The sequence below is a fragment of the Pseudomonas sp. EA_65y_Pfl1_P113 genome, assembly GCF_963970525.1.
Lineage (GTDB): Bacteria > Pseudomonadota > Gammaproteobacteria > Pseudomonadales > Pseudomonadaceae > Aquipseudomonas > Aquipseudomonas tritici.
This window is the reverse complement of record NZ_CAXAQM010000017.1, coordinates 75,911-100,838: the sequence shown is the minus strand read 5'-3', so window position 1 is coordinate 100,838 and position 24,928 is coordinate 75,911. Positions and strand designations below refer to the sequence as shown.

Genomic DNA, 24,928 nt, shown 5'->3' with positions numbered 1-24,928 from the left:
GCCATGGCCCTGACGTCGTCGCTGACCAAACCCCTGGCCCCTTCGTGGGCCAATCGCTTCAAAGAGCAGAGCCTGGAGCGCGGGCGACGTTATGCCTTGGAGAACCGGGTGCGCATCGTTGAGTCCGGCGACAGCACCATCATCGCCAGCTGCGAAGGCTCGGGCAGCAACGTTTATCGGCAAACCATCTCGCTGCGCGAATCGGCCAAAGGCACGCTGATACTGGTGGACAGCCGCTGTACCTGCCCGGTGCACACCAACTGCAAACACATCGCGGCGGTGCTGCTTAAAGTCCAGGAAACCCTGGCCTACCCGGCCGCCGCACAGGATGCCGAGTTGCTGGAAAAACTCCAGGCCGTGCTGGAAAACCGCGTGGCGTTGCCGCAGGTGGTGATGGAAGACGTGCTGCCCGTACCGCGTTTGTGGTTGGCCAGTGTCGAGTTCAGTGCATTTGAACCGCGCAACGGCAAGATGCAGCGCTACATCCAGCACCGCGCGGCACTGTCCTTCAACTACTTGGGCAATTACGTCAGCGGGCAGAAAAACGCCGACATCATCGTGCGCCAGGACACCCAGAGCCTGCGCATCAAGCGGCATCCCGAGCTGGAGCAACCCTATCGCGAGCAACTTCGGTTGCTCGGTTTCAAGATCGCCACGCGTCAGAGCAAAGCCCTGCCGGAAAGCGCCGGCGAGCTGTTCGAGCTGGTCAATGACAGCGCCTGGCTGAACTTTACCCTCAATGCCTCGCCGACCTTGCGGGCCGAGGGTTGGGAGTTGCAGATCGAAGAAGATTTCGGGTTCGATCTGAGCGCCGTCGATGACTGGTACGCCACCGTCGATGAAGGGCCGGAACGTGACTGGTTCGACCTGGAGCTGGGGATTATCGTCAATGGCGAACGGCTGAGCCTGCTGCCGATCCTGCTGAACCTGATGCGCTCACACACCGAGATCCTGAATCCGGAAAAACTCGCGCGACGCCGCGATGATGAGCTGATCCTGGTGAACATTCCCGGCTTGCCCAATGGCCATGGTCCGCTGCAAGTGGCCTTGCCTTACGGCCGGCTAAAACCCGTGCTGGCCACCCTCGGCGAGTTCTACCTGCAAGAAGCCGGCAGCACCACGCTGCGCCTGGCCAAGGCTGATGCGATTCGCCTGAACCCGCTGGAAGACCTGCCGCTGCAATGGGAAGGTGGCGAGAAGATCCGCAACTTCGCCCAACGCCTGCGGGATATCAAGGATTTCACCAGCGTGGCGCCCGAAGGGCTGAACGCGACCTTGCGCCCGTATCAACTGGAAGGCTTGAGTTGGATGCAGTCGCTGCGTCAGCTGGACGTTGGCGGGATACTTGCGGATGACATGGGCCTGGGCAAAACCCTGCAGACCCTGGCGCATATTCTCACTGAGAAAGCCGCCGGGCGCCTGGACCGGCCGTGCATGGTCGTGATGCCCACCAGCCTGATTCCCAACTGGCTTGATGAAGCAGCGCACTTCACGCCACAGCTCAAGGTATTGGCGTTGTATGGCGCAACGCGCAAGAAACACTTCGCCAACCTGCAGGACTATGACCTGCTGCTGACCACCTACGCGCTGCTGCCCAAGGACATCGAACAGCTCGCCGCCCTGCCCCTGCATGTACTGATCCTCGATGAAGCGCAGTACATCAAGAACCCTAATAGCAAAGCCGCCCAGGCGGCGCGCGAGCTGAATGCGCGGCAGCGCTTGTGCCTGAGTGGTACGCCGCTGGAAAACCACTTGGGTGAACTGTGGTCGCTGTTCCACTTCCTGTTGCCGGGCTGGCTGGGCGAAGTAAAAAGTTTCAACCGCGATTACCGCGTGCCCATCGAAAAGCGCGCCAGCGATGTGCGATTGCAGCACCTGAACGGTCGGATCAAACCCTTCTTGCTGCGACGCACCAAGGAACAGGTCGCTACAGAGTTGCCGCCCAAGACCGAGATCATCCACTGGGTCGACCTCAACGAGGCGCAGCGCGATGTGTACGAAACCATGCGCCTGGCCATGGACAAGAAGGTGCGAGACGAGATTACCCGCAAGGGCGTGGCGCGCAGCCAGATCATCATTCTTGAAGCGCTGTTGAAGTTGCGTCAGGTGTGCTGCGATTTACGCTTGGTCAACGACGCCGCCCTGCCCGCAAGGGGCAGTAGCTCGGGAAAGCTCGATAGCTTGATGCACATGCTCGAAGAACTGTTTGCCGAAGGACGGCGAATTCTGCTGTTCTCCCAGTTCACCTCGATGTTGAGCCTGATCGAAGTGGAGCTTAAAAAGCGTGGCGTGGCCTACGCGCTATTGACCGGCCAGACCCGCGATCGGCGTACGCCGGTGAAGGACTTTCAGAGTGGCAAGCTGCAGGTTTTTCTGATCAGCCTGAAGGCCGGCGGTGTAGGCCTGAACCTGACCGAAGCCGACACGGTGATCCATTACGACCCTTGGTGGAACCCCGCTACGGAGAATCAGGCGACTGACAGGGCGTACCGGATCGGGCAGGAAAAGCCGGTGTTCGTCTACAAGATGATTGCGCGGGGTACGGTGGAGGAAAAAATCCAGCACCTGCAGAAGGAAAAGTCAGACTTGGCGGCGGGTGTGCTGGATGGGCGCACGACCGGGGATTGGCAGTTGGGCAATGAGGATATTGAAGCGTTGTTTGCGCCGTTGCCCCACAAGCAAGAGAAGCGTTGACGGTTAGACCGCTATCGCAGGCAAGCCAGCTCCCACCTTTGGAATGCAATCCCATGTGGGAGCTGGCTTGCCTGCGATAGCCACGACGCGGTTCTCAGCCGATCAACTGAGCATCCCGCAACGCGGTAAGCGCCGCCAACCACCGCGGATCCTGCTTGTAATCCGTCGAAGCAATCGCCTGCCCCCGCATCCGCGCAATGCGCGCCGATGGGGTGACCTTCATCCGCTGAGCGGCCGTCAGTGCCAACTCAGCCGCCGCCCGATCATTGCACACCAGCCCCATATCACAACCAGCCGTCAACGCGGCTTCAATCCGGCTGGCCGCGTCACCGACCACATGTGCACCGGCCATCGACAGGTCATCGCTGAAAATCACCCCATCAAACTGCAATTCGCCGCGCAAAATATCCTGCAACCATCGACGCGAAAAGCCAGCTGGCTGAGCGTCAACCTGCGGGTAAATAACATGCGCCGGCATCACCGCCGCCAACTGCTTGCTCAGGCGCGCGAACGGCACCAGGTCATTCGTGCGAATCTCTTCCAGGCTACGTTCGTCATTGGGAATCGCCACGTGGGAATCAGCCTCAGCCCAACCGTGGCCCGGGAAGTGTTTGCCTGTAGCAGCCATGCCGGCGCTGTTCATGCCACGGATAAAGGCACCGGCCAGCACGGCGGCGCGCTCGGGGTCGCCTTCGAAGGAACGGGTGCCGACGACTGCGCTGCGTTGATAGTCCAGGTCGAGCACCGGGGCGAAGCTCAGGTCGAGGCCCACGGCCAGTACTTCAGTCGCCATGACCCAACCGCACTGCTCGGCCAAGTACTCGGCATTCGGGTTATCCGCCAGCGCACGCATGGCCGGCAGGCGCACAAACCCCTGGCGCAGGCGCTGTACACGACCGCCCTCCTGATCGACAGCCAGCAGCAGATCCGGGCGTACGGCACGAATTGCCGCGCTCAATTCACGCACCTGGCGCGGGTGCTCGATATTGCGTGCGAAAATGATCAGGCCGCCCACTTCAGGCTGGCGCAGCAGATGGCGGTCCTCGGCCGTCAGCCAGGTACCGGCAACGTCGACCATCAAAGAACCTTGCAGGGCAGCAGTCATAAACCTTCCTTAAATAACGCACGCAACCCGTTGCCCTCACGCGGCGCGAATGGCGCGGTGAGCACAACGGGTTGCGAATAAATAGCTGAAATCGGCATGGCGGCTAGCTTAGCGGATGCAAGTGGCCTCGCACACCCGGGGCGGTCAAACCTTGGCGACAGCCGGCGTGGTTTTACTGCGCGGACGCAATTGGGCGGCGGCCATGGTCGGGTCGGCCACGCCGGTTTCGGCACGCATGCCGGCGGCGAGGAATGGCACCATGAGGCGCATGACCTGTTCGATGGAGGTGTTGACGCCGAAATCGGTCTCGGCAATAGCCCGCAATGCCTTGATCCCGGACATGCTGAACGCTGCGGCACCGAGCATGAAGTGCACGCGCCAGAACAGTTCGATGGGCGGAATGCGCGGGGCGGCTTCGTTGACCAGCAACATATAGCGACGAAATACCTTGCCGTACATGTCTTCCAGATAACGTCGCAAGTGACCCTGGCTCTGGCTGAACGCCAGGCCCAGCAGCCGCATGAAGATCGACAGGTCGTTGCCGCTGCGCGGTTGAACCACCAGGGCTTGTTCAACCAGGATTTCCAGCAGGTCTTCGAGGGTAGGCTTGTGATCAGCCTTGGCCTGGCGGCGCTCCAACTCACGGTCGAGGCTGGCGCAGAACGGCCCCAGAAAGCGCGAGAACACCGCCTGGATCAGGGCCTTTTTCGAGCCGAAATGGTAGTTCACTGCAGCAAGGTTGACCCCAGCCTTGCTGGTGATCAGCCGCAATGAAGTTTCAGCAAATCCTTTTTCCGCGAACAATTGCTCGGCAGCATCGAGAATGCGTTCAACGGTTTCCGACTGGGCCATGGCTACTCCGCCTGACAAACACTTGTTTGAAACATACGTTTCAGACTGTGTCTTGTCAAGCCTGCGGGTTCGCTTTCCGGCCGGGCAGTCATGTAGTTCATCGCTATTTAATCACATCCCTAACGGTCTGTAGGCAGCGCTATCTCTGCCTTGTGGGAAGCATGCCCGATGACCGTCCAGCGGAGTGGTAGAAAAGGATGATTGCCAAGCGCAGTCCACTGTATATAATCCCAGTCACTGTATAAAAAGACAGAGCGATCAACATGCTAAAACTGACGCCACGCCAAGCTGAGATTCTGGCTTTTATCAAGCGCTGCCTCGATGACAACGGCTACCCGCCGACGCGAGCGGAAATTGCGCTGGAACTGGGGTTCAAGTCCCCCAACGCCGCCGAAGAACACCTTAAGGCCCTCGCTCGCAAAGGCGCGATCGAGATGACCCCAGGTGCATCACGCGGTATTCGCATCCCTGGCTTCGAAGCCAAGGCCGACGAATCGACCCTGCCGATCATCGGTCGCGTCGCCGCCGGCGCGCCAATCCTGGCGCAGCAGCACGTCGAGGAATCTTGCAACATCAACCCGACCTTCTTCCATCCTCGCGCCGATTACTTGTTGCGGGTCCATGGCATGAGCATGAAGGACGTGGGCATCTTCGACGGCGACCTGCTGGCCGTTCACACCACCCGCGAAGCCCGTAATGGCCAGATCGTCGTCGCCCGTATCGGCGATGAAGTCACCGTCAAACGCTTCAAGCGCGAAGGCAGCAAGGTCTGGCTCCTGGCCGAGAACCCTGAGTTCGCCCCGATTGAAGTGAACCTGAAAGATCAGGACCTGGTGATTGAAGGCTTGAGCGTCGGCGTCATTCGCCGCTAAAGGAGGCATCATGCAGCTCACCCATACCCCACAACACACACAACTGTCGCTGTTCGAGGCCTTCATGGCCCAACCCCTTGCGCCCATCCTCAAGGAAACGGTCGAGGCGCCTTGGAGCGCCGAGCCTGAGGCGTTCAGTGAATTGTCGTTGCGCGGTGCGGCGGGGAGTTGCCTGAGCCTGCTGGCGCCGATCCTGCGCGAATTGAGCGAAGAGCAGGACGCCCGCTGGCTGACGCTGATCGCTCCGCCGGCCAGCCTGACCCAGACCTGGTTGCGGGACGCCGGCCTCAACCGCGAGCGCATCCTGTTACTGCAACCGCGCGGTGCGCAAAGTGCCCAGCAGTTGACCTGCGAAGCCTTGCGCCTGGGCCGTAGCCATACGGTGGTGAGCTGGTTGAATCCGTTGAACGCTACCGCCAAGCAACAGTTGATCAGTGCGGCACGCGTTGGCGATGCGCAGAGCTTGAATATTCGATTGGGATAAATGTCGCGCAGCCCTTTGATAGAAGGGCGTGTGTAGTGAGCGGGCTTGTCAAATCGTCGCACCGCCCGCGATGGGCTGCGAAGCGGCCCTGAATAGATTGATGCGATATATCAGATATTCTACGGTGGTCGGTTTTTGGACCGCTTCGCAGCCCTGCGTGAGCAAGCTCGCTCACTACAACGCCGGGACTCAGTGAAGCACCCGCGGCCCATCTTCTTTCTCCGGTTCGCCTTCAGCCAAGCGACCTGCCATCTGTACACCCACGCTCAACATGGCTTTAGCCACTTCCACGTGCTGGCCCTGCAGGAACACCTTGGCGTCCTCGGAAAAATCCAGAATAACCAGAGAACCTTCGTCCTCAGCCCGGCGCAGCTCGATTCGGCCGTCAGGCAACTCAACAATTTCCAGAAAGGACGTCGGCATAAAAGTCTGTTCTCCACGAAAGACGGGAATTATATCAGTCATCCACCCAACCCCGCTGACGATCTGGACAGGTTTCTTTACGGCTTGATGAACGGTGCAGAGCTGACTCGATTCGAATGTGGGAGCGGCAGTTCAACCCTCCCATATTTTAATCGAGCCCTCTCAGCACTCGCTCAGACCTTCGCGATAGCGCAGCGCCAGTTTTTTCAGCTCCTGGCGCCAGCCTTCCAACTCTTCCCGGCTCAACGGCTTGGGTTCGTCCTCTTCAACTGCCACCGCCACGATCAGCGGCTGGGTCACGTCACCCTTGGGCACGTGGGGAACACGCGGCGGCTGGAACATGTCGGCATGCGCCTTGAGCAAGCGCGCGATCCAGCTGTCGGGGCTTTGCGCCATTTCCACCAGCTCGGCCAGTTCCGGGATCGCCATTGTGTCGAGCACGTCGCGGCTAATGATCATTTCTGCGCGCGGCGAACCGGCCTGCGGCAGACGGTAAAACCCGGCGATTTCATGGCACAGACCCAACAAGGCACCGTACAGGTGGAACAACGCGGCTTCACGCCCCGCCTGGACGAGCGCAATGGCATTCATCTCTTTCCCTTCCTCGGCGCGGCCAAGGGCTTCCAGGGACAAACCCGCGAAGTAAATTTTCTGATTGGTACGGGTATAGAGTTCGTTGGCCATGCGGCAGTCTCCACAACGAATAAGCGTGATGCTGGCTTAACAGTGTTACGGATCAGCCGAGCGCACTGCAAGCGCAAAAAAAGGCCGCCTGTGCAGGCGGCCTTTGTATTTAGCGGATCAGTCGATCAAGCGCCCTGGCGCTTGTCTTCGACCTTCCACTTGCCGCCGTCGTAGAACGCTTTCCAGCCGGTAGGCTTGCCGTCCACTTCCGACTGCACGTACTGCTCCTTGGTCTTGCGGCTATAGCGGATCACGGCTGGGCGACCATCCGGGTCCTTCTTCGGCGCTTCACACAGGAAGTGGTACTTAGGGTCGATCTCATCCTTGTGCGGCACGATCTCAAGCACCAGCGGCGCACGGGTCTCGCGGTTTTTCGGGAACTGGCTGGCAGCCAGGAACAGCCCCGAAGCGCCGTCACGCAGGATGTAGGTGTCGTTGACCTTCTCGCACTTGAGTTCAGGCATCTTCACCGGGTCCATCTTCGGCGGCGCCGCGTCACCGCTTTTCAGCAGTTTGCGGGTGTTCTTACAGGTCGGGTTAGTGCAACCGAAGAACTTGCCGAAACGGCCGGTCTTGAGCTGCATTTCACTGCCGCACTTATCGCATTCCAGGCTCGGGCCCTCGTAGCCCTTGATGCGATAAGTGCCCTCTTCGATCTCGTAGCCGTTGCAATCCGGGTTGTTACCGCAGATGTGCAGCTTGTGTTTCTCATCCAGCAGGTAGGCGTCCATCGCCGTGCTGCAGATCGGGCAGCGGTGCTTGCCACGCAGTACCAGCGACTCGGATTCACCCTCATCGTCGGCCGCGATTTCATCACCTGGCACCAGGTTAACGGTGGCCTTGCAGCGTTCTTTCGGCGGCAGGCTGTAGCCCGAGCAACCGAGGAACACGCCAGTGGACGCCGTACGAATTTGCATCGGGCGGCCGCAGGTCAGGCACGGGATGTCGGTCATCACAGGCTGGTTGGCGCGCATGCCGCTCTCAGGGCTTTCTGCTACTTCGAGCTTCTTCTTGAAGTCGCCGTAAAACTCGTCCAGCACATTTTTCCAGTCGCGTTCGCCCTGGGCCACGTCATCGAGGTTCTCTTCCATGCCGGCGGTGAAGCCGTAGTCCATGAGGTTAGAGAAGCTCTCGGACAGGCGCTCAGTGACGATATCGCCCATCTTTTCCGAGTAGAAACGACGGTTATGCAGCGCAACGTAGCCACGATCCTGGATGGTCGAGATGATCGCTGCATAGGTCGAAGGACGACCGATACCGCGCTTCTCCATCTCTTTCACCAGGCTGGCTTCCGAATAACGCGCCGGCGGCTTGGTGAAATGCTGGGACGGGTCGAGCTTGATCAGCTTCAGCGTATCGCCCTGAGCCATATCCGGCAGCACGTCGTCATCGCCAGGCTTGGCGATCTGCGGCATCACACGGGTATAGCCGTCGAACTTGAGGATACGCCCCTTGGCACGCAGCTCGAAGTCACCAGCGCCCACGCTCACGGTGGTGGACAGGTATTGCGCCGGCAGCATCTGGCACGCCAGGAACTGGCGCCAGATCAGCTCGTAGAGGCGCTCAGCGTCGCGCTCCATGCCGCTCAGCTTGCTCGGCTCAGTGTTGGCGTCGGAAGGACGAATCGCTTCGTGAGCCTCCTGTGCGCCTTCCTTGCTGCTGTAGACGTTCGGCTTCTCCGGCAGGTACTTCTTGCCGAACTCGGTTTCAATATAAGTACGCGCCATCGCCACCGCGTCTTGCGACAGGTTGGTGGAGTCAGTACGCATATAAGTGATGTAGCCGGCCTCGTAAAGACGCTGGGCCATCATCATGGTTTTCTTCACACCAAAGCCCAGGCGGTTGCTCGCGGCCTGCTGCAGGGTGGAGGTGATGAACGGTGCCGACGGCTTGCTGCTGGTCGGTTTGTCTTCACGCTTGACGATGCTGTAGCTGGAAGCCTTGAGCTTTTCCAGCGCGGCCATGGCCTGGGCTTCGTTCAGCGGCTTGAAGGCCTCGCCTTTCTCACGGGCCACTTCAAAGCGCACATTGGCGCCCTTGGCAGTGCCGAGGTCGGCGTGGACTTCCCAATATTCTTCGGGGTTGAACGCACGGATTTCGCGCTCACGCTCCACCACCAGCTTTACCGCAACCGATTGCACACGGCCAGCGGACAAGCCACGGGCGATCTTCGCCCACAGCAGCGGCGAGACCATATAGCCCACGACGCGGTCGAGGAAACGCCGGGCCTGCTGGGCGTTGACGCGGTCGATATCCAGCTCGCCCGGCTTGGAGAAGGCTTCCTGGATGGCTTTCTTGGTGATTTCGTTGAACACCACACGCTTGTAGCGGCTGTCATCACCGCCGATGGCTTCCCGCAGGTGCCAGGCAATGGCTTCCCCTTCGCGGTCCAAGTCCGTCGCGAGATAGATGGTGTCAGCATCCTTGGCGAGCCGGCGCAGCTCCTCAATGACCTTTTCCTTGCCTGGAAGGATTTCGTACTTGGCCTTCCAGCCATGATCCGGGTCCACACCCATGCGCGAGACCAGTTGCTTGCGCGCTTTCTCTTTAGGCGTGAGCACCGGACCTTCGCCCGCGGCCGCCTTGCCGCGCTTGGCGGCAGGCTCCTTGCTGGCGCTAGCCGAACCGCTGGTGGGCAGGTCTCGGATATGGCCGATACTCGACTTCACCACGTACTCGTTGCCCAAGTACTTGTTGATGGTCTTGGCCTTAGCCGGGGATTCCACAATGACCAGCGATTTGCCCATGGATCGGAAAATTCCTGAATTCGAGAAGAGAAAGGCAGTTGGCGCCTGTCGCGGCAACGCTATATATAGTGGCAACAAGGTGAGGTCAAGCGCAGCATTCTGCGCGACCTGCCGTTATTGCCCGAAAAAAAGACTCGGTTCGGCCTGGACCAGAGCAAAGCGCGGGACCTGCTCGCCGTCAACTTCGACGCTCTCCAGGAACATGCTCAATGGGCGCACCCAAAAGCCGTAATCGCCATACAGTGCTTGGTAAAACACCACTTCTTCTTCAGTCTCGGAATGCCGTGCCACATTAAAAACACGGTACTGCGGACCTTTATAATGTTGGTAGAGCCCTGGTTCGACTTTCATGCTCTGGCCCTCTTACAAAATGTGTTGAAAAAAAATATTAAAAATTCCAAAAAACAAAAACCGGGGCACTGGGCCCCGGCTTCCGTCAACCCAACGCTTAAACGCGTTCGAAGACGGTCGAAATGCCTTGGCCGAGACCAATGCACATGGTTGCAACCCCGAGGTTGCCGCCATTTTGCTTCATCACGTTAAGCAAAGTGCCGGAGATACGCGCACCGGAGCAACCGAACGGGTGGCCCAGGGCAATCGCACCGCCATGCAGGTTAACCTTCTCGTTCATCTTGTCGAGCACTTTCAAATCTTTCAGCACTGGCAGGGCCTGTGCGGCGAAAGCTTCGTTGAGCTCGAAGAAGTCGATATCGGAGATAGTCAGGCCTGCGCGCTTCAAGGCTTTTTGTGTGGCCGGTACTGGACCATAGCCCATGATCGCCGGGTCCACACCCGCCACGGCCATCGAACGGATCACGGCCAGCGGCTGAATACCCAGGTCCTGGGCACGCTGCGCCGACATCACGATCATGCACGAAGCACCGTCGGTGATTTGCGACGACGTACCGGCTGTCACGGTGCCGCCCTTTGGATTGAAGGCAGGCTTGAGGGCCGCCAGGCTTTCCAGGGTGGTGTCCGGACGAATGGTTTCGTCATAGTCGAACAATTTCAGGAAACCGTTCTCGTCGTAGCCGTTCATCGGGATGATTTCATCCTTGAACTTGCCTTCCACGGTCGCCTTGTGAGCGAGTTGGTGGGAGCGCACGCCGAACGCGTCCTGGGCTTCACGGGTAATGCCGTGCATTTTGCCAAGCATTTCCGCAGTCAAACCCATCATGCCCGAGGCTTTGGCTGCGTACAGCGACATGTGCGGGTTAGGGTCGACGCCGTGCATCATGCTGACGTGGCCCATATGCTCCACGCCACCGACCACGAACACATCACCGTTGCCGGTCATGATTGCCTGGGCGGCAGTGTGCAGCGCGCTCATCGACGAGCCACACAGGCGGCTCACGGTCTGGCCGGCCGCGGTGTGCGGGATCTGGGTCATCAGCGACGCCATGCGCGCGATGTTCCAGCCCTGCTCCAGCGTCTGGTTGACACAGCCCCAGATCACGTCTTCGACTTCGTTCGGGTCAACCTTGACGTTACGTTCCAGCAATTTGCTGATCAGGTGCGCCGACATGTCTTCGGCACGGGTATTGCGGTGCATGCCGCCCTTGGAGCGGCCCATCGGCGTGCGACCGAAGTCGACAATCACCACGTCTCTTGGATTCAAGCTCATAAATATTCTCGCTCTAGTCGTCTGGGCGCTTAACCGAAGAAGCTCTGGCCATTTTTGGCCATTTCACGCAGCTTCTCGGTCGGGTGGTACAGCGGGCCCAAATCAGCGTACTGATCAGCCAGGGCAACGAACTCGGCCACACCGATCGAGTCGATGTAACGCAGCGCACCACCACGGAATGGAGGGAAACCAATACCGTACACCAGGCCCATATCGGCTTCGGCGGCGGTTTCGACGATGCCATCTTCCAGGCAGCGCACGGTTTCCAGGCACAGGGCGATCATCATCCAGTTGATAATGTCTTCGTCCGACACCTCACGCTGTTCGTAGATGACCGGAGCCAGCACTTCGTGCACCGACGGGTCGGCCACTTTCTTCTGCTTGCCCTTCTTGTCGGCCTCGTAGGCGTAGAAGCCCTTGCCGTTCTTCTGGCCCAGGCGCTTGGCGTCGTAGAGCGCGTCGATCGCCGAACGGCGGTCGTCTTTCATGCGGTCCGGGAAGCCTTCAGCCATTACGTCACGACCGTGGTGGCCAGTGTCGATGCCGACCACGTCCATCAGGTACGCCGGGCCCATTGGCCAGCCGAATTTTTCCATGACTTTGTCAATGCGCACAAAGTCCACACCGGCGCTGACCAACTTGGCGAAACCGCCGAAGTACGGGAACAGCACGCGGTTGACCAGGAAGCCCGGGCAGTCATTGACTACGATCGGGTTCTTACCCATTTTCTTGGCGTAGGCAACGGTGGTGGCAACAGCCTGCTCGCTGGATTTCTCGCCACGGATCACTTCCACCAGCGGCATCATGTGCACCGGGTTGAAGAAGTGCATGCCCACGAAGTTTTCCGGACGCTTGAGGGCCTTGGCCAACAAGCTGATGGAAATAGTCGAGGTGTTCGAGGCCAGGATGGTGTCGTCCTTAACCTGGGCTTCCACTTCTGCCAGTACGGCTTGCTTGACCTTCGGGTTCTCGACAACCGCTTCAACCACCAGGTCGACGTGGCCGAAATCGCCATAGGACAGCGTAGGACGAATGCCGTTAAGCACTTCAGCCATCTTCGCGGCGGTCATGCGACCTTTGTCCACGCGGCCGACCAGCAGCTTGGCGGCTTCCGCCAGGCCTTGCTCGATGCCATGTTCGTTGATGTCTTTCATCAGGATCGGCGTGCCTTTGGACGCCGATTGATAGGCGATACCGCCGCCCATGATACCGGCGCCGAGTACGGCAGCCTGGTTCACGTCCTTGGCGATTTCGTCGTAGGCCTTGGCCTTTTTCTTCAACTCCTGGTCGTTCAGGAACAGGCCGATCAGGCTCTGGGCCGCCGAGGTTTTCGCCAGTTTGACGAAGCCTGCCGCTTCCACTTCCAGGGCTTTGTCGCGACCGAAGTTCGCGGCCTTCTGGATGGTCTTGATCGCTTCAACCGGCGCCGGGTAGTTCGGGCCGGCCTGGCCAGCCACAAAACCTTTGGCGGTTTCGAACGACATCATTTGTTCGATGGCGTTGAGCTTGAGCTTTTCCAGCTTCGGCTGACGCTTGGCCTTGTAGTCAAACTCGCCACTGATGGCGCCCTTGATCAGGCTCAGTGCCGCTTCGGCCAGTTTGTCCGGGGCAACCACGGCGTCGACGGCACCGACTTTCAGCGCGTCTTCAGCACGGTTTTCCTTGCCGGCAGCGATCCACTCGATGGCGTTGTCGGCACCGATCAGGCGCGGCAAGCGTACGGTGCCGCCGAAACCTGGGTAGATGCCCAGTTTGACTTCAGGCAGGCCGATTTTGGCAGTGGCCGACATGACGCGGAAGTCCGCTGCCAGGCACATTTCCAGGCCACCGCCCAACGCGATGCCATTGATCGCGGCGACGGTCGGTACGTTGAGGTCTTCGAAATCACTGAAAATCTTGTTGGCTTCGAGGTTGCCAGCCACCAGCTCGGCATCGGGCAGCTTGAAGTTCTCGACGAATTCGGTGATGTCAGCGCCGACGATAAACACGTCCTTGCCGCTGGAGACGATCACACCTTTGATCGATGCATCAGCCTTGATGGCGTCTACGGCCTGACGCAGTTCATTCAGGGTTAGACGGTTGAACTTGTTGACGGACTCACCCTTGAGGTCGAATTTCAATTCGACGATGCCACTTTCAAGAGCCTTAACCGTGATGGCTTTACCTTCGTAAATCATCAACTGATCTCCACGATATGGAAGCTGAACAGTACACATTGAACGCTGGCGAAACGGCGTGAGCATTGATGATTTCGTCAATGTTAAAGCCCATCCGCCAGGCACACCCGCCAATGCGATAGTCGGGATTCTGTATGAGTCGTCTGACAGACAAACGCTCAATTCATACGCCCGTTTGATTTGGGTATGCCACCTTCATCCAATTCCGGGCAATTGTCAATCGCTCGAAAGGCTAGGAAAAACGCGACTTTCCAGTCATTTCAGAACCCGAGTCATAGACCCGCAACCCGTCAATATTCAGCTATTCACTCAATCAATAATAGAAAACATACGGGAAAAGGCTGCACAGAATGGGATATGCCGCTAGGCTAGCGACAACCGTAACGCGCCTGGATGAACATCCGACGCGGAAAACACAGATTACCGGCCTGCCTGGCCAACTCCAGCCCGATGAGATGTCGGGCTTTTTATGGCCGGCTGTTTATCAGGCCAGGGCTTTAAGCAGCGTATCAATCTCCTTCAGGACGCTCGCGTCGCCCTTCTCGCCCCAATACAGGGCGATCATTTGCTTGTCGGCCTCGATCTTGTAGACGTTGTCCGGCAGCTTCGCAAAATACGGCAACAACTTTTCATCGACGCACACTTCACGCCACTGATTCACCCATACCCCTGGTTCCAACTGCCAATAGCTCCAGAGCGCCGGCGTGCTGCCGCGCCGTGGCCGGCAATACTGCGCGCACGGGCTCGGCGGCTCATGCTTGAGCCAGTGCGGCCACGCCTGGGGCGACAGTTGCATGGCCAGGCCGATGCGGCGCGCCTCCATGCGCAGGGCCATGCGCCCGCTCTGATGGCGCGACGGGCGCAGCCATGCCAGAGGGCTCAGAACCACCACAAGGATTGACACCACTATCCAGACCGTCATATGTGTACTCCCGAATTTCGATGAGCGGATTTGACCTGACGCAACCGCATCCGCTTGAAAGCAGCCATACTGAATTTATTGCAGCCCCTTGGAGGAACGCCTCATGCCCTACAAACATATTCTGGTCGCTGTCGATCTGACCGAAGAGTGCGATCCGGTGATCAAGCGCGCGCAGGAATCTGCGTTGGCCAATGGCGCCATACTGTCGCTGGTGCATATCGTCGAGCCCATGGCCATGGCCTTTGGCGGTGACGTGCCGATGGACCTTTCCCAGTTGCAGCAACAACAATTTGACCAGGCCAAGGAGCGCCTGGACCGTTTGATTCTCAAATACCCGCACCTGAAAAAGGAAGACTGCCACCTGACATACGGCCAACCGCGCCAGGAAATCCACCACTTGGCCAAGGAAAAGGCTTGCGACTTGATCGTGGTGGGCAGCCATGGCCGGCACGGTTTGGCGTTGTTGCTGGGTTCTACTGCCAATGATGTCCTGCACGGCGCGCCGTGCGATGTATTGGCGGTGAAACTGGTGAAGAGCTCCTAATACCACTGAAAATCAACTGTGGGAGCTGGCTTGCCTGCGATAGCGGTGTGTCAGTCGCCAGGTGTATCAACTGACAGACTGCTATCGCAGGCAAGCCAGCGTCCACATTTAACTGTATTCCCCTATAAAAAACCCGGTGCTCACCTAAGTGAACACCGGGTTTTTTAATGCATTGGAATCACTCAGGCATCCAGCTCAGCCCAACGCTCAACCAACACTTCCAGCTCTTGGTTCAAGGTTTCCAGGGAAGCGATGACCTTGGCAGTTTCCGCCGCCGGACGCAGGTAGAAACCCGCGTCAGCCATGTCTGCTTCTACTGCCGCAATCTGCTTTTCCTTGGCTTCGATATCCGCTGGCAAGGCTTCCAACTCACGCTGCAGTTTGTAGCTGAGTTTTTTCTTGGCAGCCGGTGCGGCTTCCTGAGCGGGTGCAGCAGCGGCCACCGGGGCAACGACGGCAGAGGTCAAGTCGGCCTTGCCGGACTTGCTCTCGGTCACGCCCAACAGACGCGGCGAGCCGCCCTGGCGCAGCCAGTCCTGGTAACCCCCGACGTATTCACGCACCTTGCCTTCACCTTCGAAGACCAGGGTGCTGGTGACCACGTTGTCGAGGAATGCCCGGTCGTGGCTCACCATCAGCACAGTGCCGTTGAAGGTCAGCAGGACTTCTTCCAACAGCTCGAGGGTCTCCACGTCGAGGTCGTTGGTCGGTTCGTCGAGTACCAGCAGGTTGGCCGGCTTGCTGAACAGCTTGGCCAGCAGCAGGCGCGCACGCTCGCCACCGGACAAGGCTTTCACGGGTGTACGCGCACGTTGCGGGCTGAACAGGAAGTCGCCCAGGTAACTGAGTACGTGCCGGCTCTGGCCGTCGATGTCAATAAAGTCGCGACCTTCGGCGACGTTGTCGATCACGGTCTTTTCCAGGTCTAACTGATGGCGCAACTGGTCGAAGTAGGCCACGTCGATGCGCGTGCCTTCTTCCACGCTGCCGCTGGTCGGCTGCAGACCATTGAGCATCAGCTTGAGCAAGGTGGTCTTGCCGGTACCGTTGGCACCCAGCAGACCGATACGGTCGCCGCGCGCCAGGACCATCGAGAAGTCCTTGATCAGGAACGGGCCGCCCGGGTGCGCGAAGCTCACGTTATCGAGGACCATTACCTGCTTGCCCGACTTGTCGGCGGTGTCCAGCTGGATGTTGGCCTTGCCGGTGCGCTCACGACGCTCGCTGCGCTCAACGCGCAGGGCTTTGAGGGCGCGTACGCGGCCTTCGTTACGGGTGCGCCGCGCCTTGATGCCTTGGCGGATCCAGACTTCTTCCTGGGCCAGTTTTTTGTCGAACAGCGCGTTGGCGGTTTCTTCAGCCGCCAGAGAGGCCTCTTTGTGCACCAGGAAGCTGGCGTAGTCGCCGTTCCAGTCGATCAGGCCGCCACGGTCCAGTTCGAGGATGCGCGTGGCCAGACTTTGCAGGAAGGCACGGTCGTGCGTGATAAACAGCACAGCGCCCTGGAAATCCTTGATGGCTTCTTCCAGCCAGGCGATGGCGCCGATGTCCAGGTGGTTGGTCGGTTCGTCGAGCAGTAGCAGGTCCGGCTCGGACACCAGGGCCTGGGCCAGCAACACGCGACGACGCCAGCCGCCGGACAACTCGGCGAGGGTCTTGTCGGCCGGCAGTTGCAGGCGGCTCAAGGTGCTGTCGACCAGTTGCTGCAAGCGCCAGCCGTCACGGGCTTCGAGGTCTTGCTGGACGTGCATCAGCTTGTCCAGGTCTTCTTCGGTGACACAGTTCTGCGCCAGGTGATGGTATTGCGCGAGCAACTCGCCCACGCCATCCAGGCCTTCGGCAACCACGTCGAACACTGTCCGTCCGTCGGCCACCGGCAATTCTTGCGGCAATTCGCCAATCTTGAGGCCCGGAGCGCGCCAAACAGAGCCGTCATCGGGCTTCTGGTCGCCTTTTACCAGCTTCATCATGCTGGATTTGCCGGTGCCGTTGCGGCCGATGATGCACACCCGCTCACCACGGGCGATCTGCCAGGACACCTTGTCCAACAACGGCATAGCGCCGAAAGCAAGGGACACATCGCTGAATTTGAGCAGGGTCATACGCTTCTCCAAAAACTGGGCGCGCATTCTACCTGAGTTGAGGGTGGGATGCGGCTGGCATTTTCGCTGCCGACACGTTCTGTAGGACATTTCCAACGAACTTGAACCAACCGGCCTGCAAAGCTTTCACCGGTCGCGGGCAAAAGGCTAAGCTAGGGGCAATCAGTGTCGGCGATGCCGGTGCTAGTCGTGATTTCTCTGCACGGACGTCTCATGCGCAGCCGCCTTTTCAACTTTTTATCTTGTCTGCTTCTTTCCGCCACCGCCGCTCAATCCGCCCAGGCCGTGGACCTCACCACCCAACGTCAATATTACGATGAAGCCAAACGCGCCCTGGCCAAGGGCGATACCGGACCCTACATGCAATACAGCCAGGCCCTGGCGGACTATCCGCTGACGCCCTACCTGGCCTACGACGAACTGACCGCCCGCCTGAAAAACGCGAGTAACCAGGAGATCGAACAGTTCCTCGCCAAAAACGGCGACCTGCCCCAGGCCAACTGGATGAAGCTGCGCTGGTTGCGTTGGCTGGCCGAACGTGACGACTGGCAGACGTTTGAAAAGTATTACGACGCCAAGCTCAATTTTGTCGAACTGGACTGCCTGCATGGCCAGTACCAGCTCACTCACAATCTGAAAGCAGAAGGCTACAAGACTGCCGAAAAACTCTGGATGACCGGCAAGTCCCGACCGGCGGCCTGCGATGTCACCTTCGGGCAATGGGCGGCTGACGGCCAACTCACCGAACAGAAAATCTGGGCCCGCGCCAAGCTCGCCGCCGAAGCGCGCAACTACGCACTCGCCAACAGCCTGGTGAAAACCCTGCCAACCCTCGGCGTCCAAGGCCGCTTGATGGTGGATGTGGCGCAAAAGCCCGACATGCTCAGCGACCCATCACGCTTCCTGCCGGCCACCGAGGCCATGTCTGACGCCGTGGGGCTGGGCCTGCGACGCCTGGCACGCAAGGATCCGGACAAGGCCATGGCCCTGCTCGACGGCTACGCCAGCAGCATGCACTTCTCCCGTGACGAAAAAGTGTCGATCGCTCGAGAGATCGGCCTGACCCTTGCCAAGCGCTTCGACCCACGTGCGCTTGAAGTAATGACCAAGTACGACCCTGAGTTGCGCGACAACACCGTCTCCGAATGGCGCCTGCGCCTACTGTTGCGCCTGGCCCGCTGGGAAGATGCCTATCAGTTGACTCGCAAACTCCCACAAGACCTGGCGACCACCAACCGCTGGCGCTACTGGCAGGCCCGTAGCCTGGAGCTGGCCGAGCCGAAAAACCCCCAAGCACTGGTCTTGTACAAGAACCTGTCGCGGGAGCGCGATTTCTACGGTTTTCTCGCCGCTGACCGCTCCAAGGCGCCCTACCAGCTGAACAACAAGCCACTGGTGATGAGCAAGGCGCTGGTCAACAAGGTGCGCAACACGCCTGGCGTGCGCCGTGCGTTGGAGTTCTATGCGCGCGGCCAGATCGTCGATGGCCGCCGCGAGTGGTACCACGTCACCCGTCACTTCAACCGTGACGAGATGGTCGCCCAGGCCAAGCTGGCCTACGACATGAAGTGGTACTTCCCGGCCATCCGTACCATCAGCCAGGCGAAGTACTGGGACGACCTGGACATCCGCTTCCCAATGGCCCACCGCGACACCCTGGTGCGTGAGGCCAAGATACGCGGCCTGCATTCGAGCTGGATATTCGCAATCACTCGCCAGGAAAGCGCCTTCATGGATGACGCCCGCTCCGGCGTCGGCGCCAGCGGCCTAATGCAACTGATGCCCGGCACCGCCAAGGAAACTGCGCGCAAGTTCAGCATCCCCCTGGCCTCCCAGGCCCAGGTGTTGGACCCGGACAAAAACATCCAGCTCGGCGCCGCCTACCTGAGCCAGGTGCACAGCCAGTTCAACGGCAACCGCGTCCTCGCCTCCGCCGCCTACAACGCCGGCCCTGGCCGTGTGCGTCGATGGCTGCGCGGTGCCGACCACTTGAGCTTCGATGTGTGGGTAGAAAGCATCCCGTTCGACGAAACCCGCCAGTATGTGCAGAACGTGCTGTCTTATTCGGTGATCTACGGGCAGAAGCTCAATTCACCGCAGCCGCTGGTGGATTGGCATGAGCGGTATTTTGATGATCAATGACCGGTAATGCCGGTCATGTAGGCGCTGTCGAGTAAAAAGAGGCTGCGCGCTTTTTGCCCGCCACAATGAAAATGCCCGCATTGAGAGATGCGGGCATTTTTTTCAGTGGGATTTAATGTGAAGCAGGCTCTTCCACCCCATCGCTGAACTGCAACGCCGCCAACCGCGCATACAACGGATTGCTCGCAATCAACTGCTGATGCGTACCTACCGCCACCAGCTTGCCCTGGTCCATTACCGCAATCCGGTCAGCATTCTTCACCGTCGCCAAGCGATGCGCGATCACCAGCGTGGTACGCCCCTGCATCAATTGCGGCAGCGCTTGCTGGATCAGGTGTTCACTCTGGGCATCCAGCGCGCTGGTGGCCTCGTCCAGCAACAGGATCGGCGCGTCCACCAGCAACGCGCGGGCGATGGCCAGGCGTTGGCGTTGGCCGCCGGAGAGGCCCATGCCGCCGTCGCCGAGGTGGGTCTGGTAGCCATTGGGCATTTGCAGGATGAAGTCGTGGGCATGGGCGATGCGCGCGGCGGCTTCGACGTGTTCTGAAGTGGCCGTCGGGTTGCCATAGCGGATATTTTCTTCGACGCTGCCGTAGAACAGCGCCGGGCTCTGGGATACCAGGGCGAAGTGGCGGCGCAGGTCCATGGGGTCGAGATCGGTCAGCGCGTGGCCTTCAATCAGGATGCGGCCTTGCTGGGGATCGTAGAAACGTAGCAACAGGTCGAAAATCGTCGATTTGCCCGCGCCGGACGGGCCGACCAAGGCCAGGGTTTCACCGGGATTGATCGTCAGGTTCAAGCCGTCGATGGCGAAGCTGTCCGGCCGTGACGGGTAGGAAAAGCGCAGGTCGTGTAGCGCCATGCGGCCGCTGACCCGCTCAGGTAATTGAACAGTGCCGCTGGCCGGCGCCTGGATGTCGTTGCTCGACTGCAACAACTCGCCAATCCGCTCGGCGGCACCGGCGGCGCGCTGCAATTCGCCGAGCACTTCGCTCAGGGTGCCGACGGCACTGCCGACGATCAGGCTGTAGAACACAAATGCCGCCAGCTCACCGCCGGAAATGCGCCCGCTGATGACGTCCATGCCGCCGACCCACAACATCACGCCCACGGCGCCGAGCACCAGCATGATCACCAGGGTAATCAGCCAGGCGCGCTGGGTGATGCGTTTACGCGCGGTGGTGAATGCGTCTTCCACGGTCATGGCGAAGCGCTGTTCGTCCTGCACCTGGTGGTTGTACGCCTGCACGGTCTTGATCTGACCGAGGGTCTCGGACACATAGCTGCCCACATCAGCGATGCGGTCCTGGCTTTGTCGCGACAGGCTACGCACGCGCCGACCGAAAAGCAGGATCGGCGCCAGCACCAGCGGCAACGCCACCACCACGATACTGGTGAGCTTGGGATTGGTGACAAACAGCAGCACGATGCCACCGATGACCATCAAGGCGTTGCGCAGGAACAGTGACAGCGACGAGCCGATCACCGACTGCAGCAAGGTGGTGTCGGTGGTCAGCCGCGACTGGATCTCCGAACTGCGGTTGTTCTCATAGAAGCCCGGATGCAGGTAGATCAGGTGGTTGAACACCTGCCGACGGATATCCGCCACCACCCGCTCGCCAATCCACGACACCAGGTAAAACCGCGCAAACGTGCCCACGGCCAGGCCCAGTACCAGGATCATGAACAGTCCAATGGACTGGTTGAGCAGGTGCGGTGACTGGGTCATGAAGCCCTGGTCCACCAGCAAGCGAATGCCCTGCCCCATGGACAAGGTAATACCGGCCGTGACGATAAGCGCCAACAGGGCGCCGAGCGCCTGCCAGCGGTAGGGCCCAATGAAACGGCTGGCCAGGCGAATTGCGCGGCGTTGACGGGCTGAGAACATGGAGGGCATCACCTGTGGAGGGGATAAAGTTATCTACACCACAACATTGGGGGAACTTGCCTAAATAACAATGAGTCAGGTTAATTATGCCCCGCGATGCTGCGCCTAGAGGCTACCGGTCTAACGCCTGGCTGGAAATTTGTATCGGTTTCTGGTCGACTGGGTGTCTGAACCGCTGAACGGGTAGGAAGTTGTAACAGCTCGGTCACGCGGGGGTCTTAAAGTGGGTATACAACCTGATGAGGAGACAGGCCATGACCTTGCAAAATAGCAGCGATGCCAACATTGAAGTGATCCGCCAGCCGCAGCAGTTGCCTTGCTCGTACATCGACGCCCAGGGCCGTGAAGTGCAGATCACCGAAGAGATGATCCAGCAAGCCTGCAGCGAACTGGAAGAAAAATTAGTCAAGCCTGCCCAGCAAGGCTGAAGCGCCACGCTCTTTCAAACCCGGCCCAGATGGCCGGGTTTTTTATTGGCGTTTAAATCGTCTGCGCACCCAATGCGGAAACGATACTGGCCAGCGCCATCGACTCCCCATTGATTCGCACCTTTACACCGTCGATCTCTCGGCGTGCGGGATAATGCTTGCGCAGCAGGTCAAAAGCCTTGCGCTGCTCTTCCACGGTTCCCACAAGGCTGCGGCGGAAATCCGCATCATCGCGGCGCGGGTCGTACACGCTGCGGCACAGGGTTGTCAGCGCCCAGGCCGGATCGGTCGATGCATTCAAATGCACCTCGTCCAGCCACAACGGTGGCAGCAGGTCGCTCAGTTGAATACCCGGTTCCTGGCCCAAGTGCGAACAGAACGCCTTATAAATCTGCGCCGTGCCGCGCTGCCGGCCTTCCAGGCTGTAGCCCGCGATATGCGGCGTAGCCAGCACACACAAGTCAGCCAGGTCGACATCCACCTGCGGTTCGCCTTCCCACACATCCAGCACCGCTTGCAGGTCTTCGCGTTCCAGCAGTACCTCGCGCAGGGCGGCGTTGTCCACCACTGCACCACGGCTGGCGTTGATCAGCCAGGTGCCGGGTTTGAGTTGCTCAAGGCGCTGGCGGTCAAGCAGGTGCCAGGTAGAGCCGTTGCCGGATTTGGTCAGCGGCGTGTGCAGGCTGATCACATCGCATTGCTCGATGATCTGCGCCAGGCTGACGTAATCGCCATCTTCGGCGATCTGCCGTGGCGGGTCGCAGACCAGGACGTTCCAGCCCAGGCCCTTGAGCACCTTCACCAACCGCCCACCGACCTCACCGGCACCGACCACGCCGTAAGTGCGCTGATTGAGGTCGACGCCTTCGATTTCAGCCAAGGTCATCAGGCTGCCCAACACATAATCCACAACGCCACGGGCATTGCAGCCGGGGGCGCTGGCCCATTGGATGCCGGCCTGCTTGAAGTAGTCGAGGTCCAGGTGATCGGTGCCGATGGTGCAGGTACCGACAAAGCGTACCTTGCTGCCCACCAACAGGGCACGGTTGACGTTGGTCACCGAGCGCACCAGCAATACATCGGCCTGCTCGACTGTAGCGCGGTCGATGGAACGGCCGGGCACGCGGCGAATCTCGCCAAAACCTTGGAAGAATGCATCGAGCAGCGGAATATTTTCGTCGGCAACAATCAGCATGGCAGGCTCCTTTGGCGGACCGGCAGTGTACAGGGAAGCGCTCTGCGTTCCATCGCAGATCGACGGTGCTATCAACTGCCTTGAGGGCGTTCTGTGTGTGTGGCTTGCCTGCGGTCGCATCGACTGGGTGTACTTGATACACCGAGGTGTATGCATCGCGGGCAAACCCGCTCCCCCAGTAGATCTGCGGTGCAGGGAAGATCGCTTACAAATCGCTAACACAGGTTTTTTCCTGACCGATGCGTCAATGCGTAGAATCCACGGTCCTTGCGCTTACCTTGATCGGACATCTGCACGTGAACACTGCCACCGCCATCCTCAGCCGCCCCGTCCGCATCACCCGGGAAGTCGGCGGCCTGCTGACACTCGCCTTGCCGATCATGATCGGCCAACTGGCCACCACCGCGATGAGCTTTGTCGATGCGGTGATGGCCGGCCGCGTCAGCCCCCAGGACCTGGCAGCGGTGGGCCTGGGCAACTCGATCTGGATTCCGGTCTACCTGCTCATGAGCGGTACGCTGCTGGCCACCACGCCGAAAGTCGCCCAACGCTACGGTGCGGGTCACTACAGCGAAATCGGGCCATTGGTGCGTCAGTCATTGTGGCTGGCCTTGGTGGTCGGCATTATCGGCGCACTGCTGCTGCTCTGCGCCGAGCCGATCCTGCATGCGATGAAGGTTGAACCGGACCTGATCGCGCCCACCATGGGCTACCTGCATGGCATCGCCGCCGGTATGCCGGCCATTGCGCTGTATTACGTGCTGCGTTGTTTCAGTGATGGCCTGGGCCGCACGTTGCCCAGCATGGTCATGGGCCTGTTCGGCCTGGCACTGAATATTCCGCTGAACTACATCTTCATCTATGGTCACCTTGGCCTGCCGGCCATGGGGGGCGTGGGCTGCGGCTGGGCCACGGCCATTTCGATGTGGGCGATGATGCTCGGCCTGGCCGTCTGGAGCCGTTGGGGCCCGGCCTACCAGAGCAGCGAACTGTTCAAGCGTTTCGATTGGCCGCAGTGGGCGGTCATCAAGCGCGTATTGGGGATTGGCTTGCCCATCGGCATCGCGATCTTCGCCGAGTCGAGCATCTTCGCGGTGATCGCCCTGCTGCTTGGCGGCTTGGGCGCCACGGTGGTGTCCGGTCATCAGATCGCGCTGAACATCAGCTCTATGGTGTTCATGATCCCTTACTCCTTGAGCATGGCCATCACCGTGCGCGTGGGCCAGGCGCTGGGGCGCGGGAAACCGCGTGAAGCGCGCTTCGCCGCCGGTGTTGGCATGGGCACGGCGCTGGCCTACGCCTGCCTGTCCTGCAGCCTGATGCTGCTGTTTCGCGAGCAGATTGCGGCGATCTACACCCCGGACCCGGTGGTCATTCACTTGGCTTCGACGTTGATCGTGTTCGCCGCGCTGTTCCAGTTCTCCGACTCGATCCAGGTGACGGCGGCAGGCGCATTGCGCGGCTATCAGGACACACGGGTGACCATGGTGCTGACTTTGTTCGCGTACTGGGGCGTGGGGCTGCCGGTGGGTTACGCCCTGGGCCTGACCGACTGGCTGGGCGCACCGAGCGGCCCAAGCGGCTTGTGGCAAGGGCTGATCGTGGGCCTGAGCTGCGCGGCGGGGATGTTGCTGGTGCGCCTGGCGCGCAGTGCACGCCGGCGCATTCGCGCAGACCAGGCGCGGGGTTAAGCGGACTTCTTGCGGATCCAGTACAGGTACGTACCGGCCAGCGCCTGCTGATCCACCAGTTCGTGGTCAAGAAACACGCAGAACTTGGGGATATCGCGGCGCGTGGACGGGTCGGTCGCGATCACCTTGAGCAAGCCGCCAGGCGGCAGGTCGCGGATGTGCTGGTGCAGCATCATGACCGGTTCCGGGCAGTTGAGGCCGGTGGCGTCCAGCACAGCGTCTACGGGCAAATCGAGGGGCTGATTCATACATCACTCCTGAAACGGCGCCGCTCAACCTGTGGGAGCGGCGGTGCGACGGGTCGACTTGCTCGCGAACACGCGGGCACATTCAACATAAATTTCGACAGTTATA

20 protein-coding genes are annotated in these 24,928 nt (G+C 60.0%); 7 read left to right on the top strand and 13 right to left on the bottom strand.

The features are described from left to right. Window positions 1-3: 3 nt before the first annotated feature. Window positions 4-2,694, top strand: a complete 2,691-nt coding sequence (locus tag AACY52_RS17030) for a DEAD/DEAH box helicase (RefSeq protein WP_339414867.1) — start codon at window positions 4-6, stop codon at window positions 2,692-2,694. Between the two features lie 94 nt (window positions 2,695-2,788). Here the strand turns inward: AACY52_RS17030 and nagZ are convergent, their stop codons facing one another. Both nagZ and AACY52_RS17020 read right to left on the bottom strand, forming a co-directional pair. Continuing rightward, window positions 2,789-3,787, bottom strand: coding sequence for a beta-N-acetylhexosaminidase (gene nagZ, locus AACY52_RS17025; protein WP_339438739.1), 999 nt, complete (start codon window positions 3,785-3,787; stop codon window positions 2,789-2,791). Window positions 3,788-3,943: 156 nt separating this feature from the next. Continuing rightward, window positions 3,944-4,651 (bottom strand): TetR family transcriptional regulator, encoded by a 708-nt coding sequence (locus AACY52_RS17020; protein WP_339414868.1) that lies wholly within the window; start codon window positions 4,649-4,651, stop codon window positions 3,944-3,946. A gap of 263 nt (window positions 4,652-4,914) precedes the next feature. Between AACY52_RS17020 and lexA the strand changes: the two genes are divergently transcribed. After that, window positions 4,915-5,523 carry a transcriptional repressor LexA gene (gene lexA, locus AACY52_RS17015; protein ID WP_003172575.1) on the top strand — a complete coding sequence of 203 codons (609 nt, stop codon included), beginning with the start codon at window positions 4,915-4,917 and terminating at the stop codon, window positions 5,521-5,523. A gap of 10 nt (window positions 5,524-5,533) precedes the next feature. After that, entirely contained in the window at window positions 5,534-6,007 is a 474-nt protein-coding gene (sulA, locus tag AACY52_RS17010) for an SOS-induced cell division inhibitor SulA (RefSeq protein ID WP_339414869.1), read from the top strand. Between the two features lie 189 nt (window positions 6,008-6,196). Here the strand turns inward: sulA and AACY52_RS17005 are convergent, their stop codons facing one another. From AACY52_RS17005 to AACY52_RS16975, 7 genes are all read right to left on the bottom strand, one after another. Next, on the bottom strand, window positions 6,197-6,430 hold the full coding sequence (locus tag AACY52_RS17005; RefSeq protein ID WP_010212068.1) for a hypothetical protein: 234 nt from the start codon (window positions 6,428-6,430) through the stop codon (window positions 6,197-6,199). A gap of 162 nt (window positions 6,431-6,592) precedes the next feature. Continuing rightward, complete coding sequence (locus AACY52_RS17000) at window positions 6,593-7,114, bottom strand: DUF6586 family protein (RefSeq protein WP_339414870.1); 522 nt, start codon at window positions 7,112-7,114, stop codon at window positions 6,593-6,595. Window positions 7,115-7,239: 125 nt separating this feature from the next. Beyond that, window positions 7,240-9,861 (bottom strand): type I DNA topoisomerase, encoded by a 2,622-nt coding sequence (gene topA, locus AACY52_RS16995; RefSeq protein ID WP_065874836.1) that lies wholly within the window; start codon window positions 9,859-9,861, stop codon window positions 7,240-7,242. A 114-nt stretch (window positions 9,862-9,975) separates the two neighbouring features. Continuing rightward, window positions 9,976-10,212, bottom strand: a complete 237-nt coding sequence (locus AACY52_RS16990) for a DUF1653 domain-containing protein (RefSeq protein WP_339414871.1) — start codon at window positions 10,210-10,212, stop codon at window positions 9,976-9,978. Between the two features lie 97 nt (window positions 10,213-10,309). After that, the gene (fadA, locus tag AACY52_RS16985; RefSeq protein WP_026136849.1) at window positions 10,310-11,485 is read right to left on the bottom strand and encodes an acetyl-CoA C-acyltransferase FadA; all 1,176 of its coding nucleotides are present in this window, start codon (window positions 11,483-11,485) and stop codon (window positions 10,310-10,312) included. A 29-nt stretch (window positions 11,486-11,514) separates the two neighbouring features. Then, window positions 11,515-13,662 carry a fatty acid oxidation complex subunit alpha FadB gene (fadB, locus tag AACY52_RS16980; RefSeq protein WP_339414872.1) on the bottom strand — a complete coding sequence of 716 codons (2,148 nt, stop codon included), beginning with the start codon at window positions 13,660-13,662 and terminating at the stop codon, window positions 11,515-11,517. 484 nt (window positions 13,663-14,146) lie between these two features. Continuing rightward, window positions 14,147-14,584 carry a hypothetical protein gene (locus tag AACY52_RS16975; protein ID WP_339414873.1) on the bottom strand — a complete coding sequence of 146 codons (438 nt, stop codon included), beginning with the start codon at window positions 14,582-14,584 and terminating at the stop codon, window positions 14,147-14,149. 103 nt (window positions 14,585-14,687) lie between these two features. On the opposite strand from AACY52_RS16975, the gene AACY52_RS16970 reads away from it, so the two are divergent. Continuing rightward, a complete protein-coding gene (locus AACY52_RS16970; RefSeq protein ID WP_049709433.1) occupies window positions 14,688-15,128 on the top strand; it encodes a universal stress protein in 441 nt (146 codons plus the stop codon). 182 nt (window positions 15,129-15,310) lie between these two features. Here the strand turns inward: AACY52_RS16970 and AACY52_RS16965 are convergent, their stop codons facing one another. Then, window positions 15,311-17,230, bottom strand: a complete 1,920-nt coding sequence (locus tag AACY52_RS16965) for an ATP-binding cassette domain-containing protein (protein ID WP_314563559.1) — start codon at window positions 17,228-17,230, stop codon at window positions 15,311-15,313. Window positions 17,231-17,443: 213 nt separating this feature from the next. Between AACY52_RS16965 and AACY52_RS16960 the strand changes: the two genes are divergently transcribed. After that, a complete protein-coding gene (locus tag AACY52_RS16960; protein ID WP_339560641.1) occupies window positions 17,444-19,372 on the top strand; it encodes a transglycosylase SLT domain-containing protein in 1,929 nt (642 codons plus the stop codon). A 112-nt stretch (window positions 19,373-19,484) separates the two neighbouring features. On the opposite strand, the gene AACY52_RS16955 is transcribed toward AACY52_RS16960, so the two are convergent. Further along, window positions 19,485-21,269, bottom strand: coding sequence for an ABC transporter transmembrane domain-containing protein (locus AACY52_RS16955; RefSeq protein WP_339437152.1), 1,785 nt, complete (start codon window positions 21,267-21,269; stop codon window positions 19,485-19,487). Between the two features lie 245 nt (window positions 21,270-21,514). On the opposite strand from AACY52_RS16955, the gene AACY52_RS16950 reads away from it, so the two are divergent. Beyond that, window positions 21,515-21,688 carry a PA1571 family protein gene (locus AACY52_RS16950; protein ID WP_339414876.1) on the top strand — a complete coding sequence of 58 codons (174 nt, stop codon included), beginning with the start codon at window positions 21,515-21,517 and terminating at the stop codon, window positions 21,686-21,688. Between the two features lie 52 nt (window positions 21,689-21,740). Here AACY52_RS16950 and pdxB read toward each other — a convergent pair whose 3' ends face one another. Further along, on the bottom strand, window positions 21,741-22,883 hold the full coding sequence (pdxB, locus tag AACY52_RS16945; RefSeq protein ID WP_339414877.1) for a 4-phosphoerythronate dehydrogenase PdxB: 1,143 nt from the start codon (window positions 22,881-22,883) through the stop codon (window positions 21,741-21,743). Between the two features lie 296 nt (window positions 22,884-23,179). Here pdxB and AACY52_RS16940 point away from each other — a divergent pair, with 296 nt between their 5' ends. After that, complete coding sequence (locus tag AACY52_RS16940) at window positions 23,180-24,574, top strand: MATE family efflux transporter (protein WP_339437150.1); 1,395 nt, start codon at window positions 23,180-23,182, stop codon at window positions 24,572-24,574. On the opposite strand, the gene tusA is transcribed toward AACY52_RS16940, so the two are convergent. Continuing rightward, the gene (gene tusA, locus AACY52_RS16935) at window positions 24,571-24,822 is read right to left on the bottom strand and encodes a sulfurtransferase TusA (RefSeq protein WP_339414879.1); all 252 of its coding nucleotides are present in this window, start codon (window positions 24,820-24,822) and stop codon (window positions 24,571-24,573) included. The two genes, AACY52_RS16940 and tusA, sit on opposite strands and share 4 nt — an antisense overlap. Window positions 24,823-24,928: the final 106 nt, after the last annotated feature.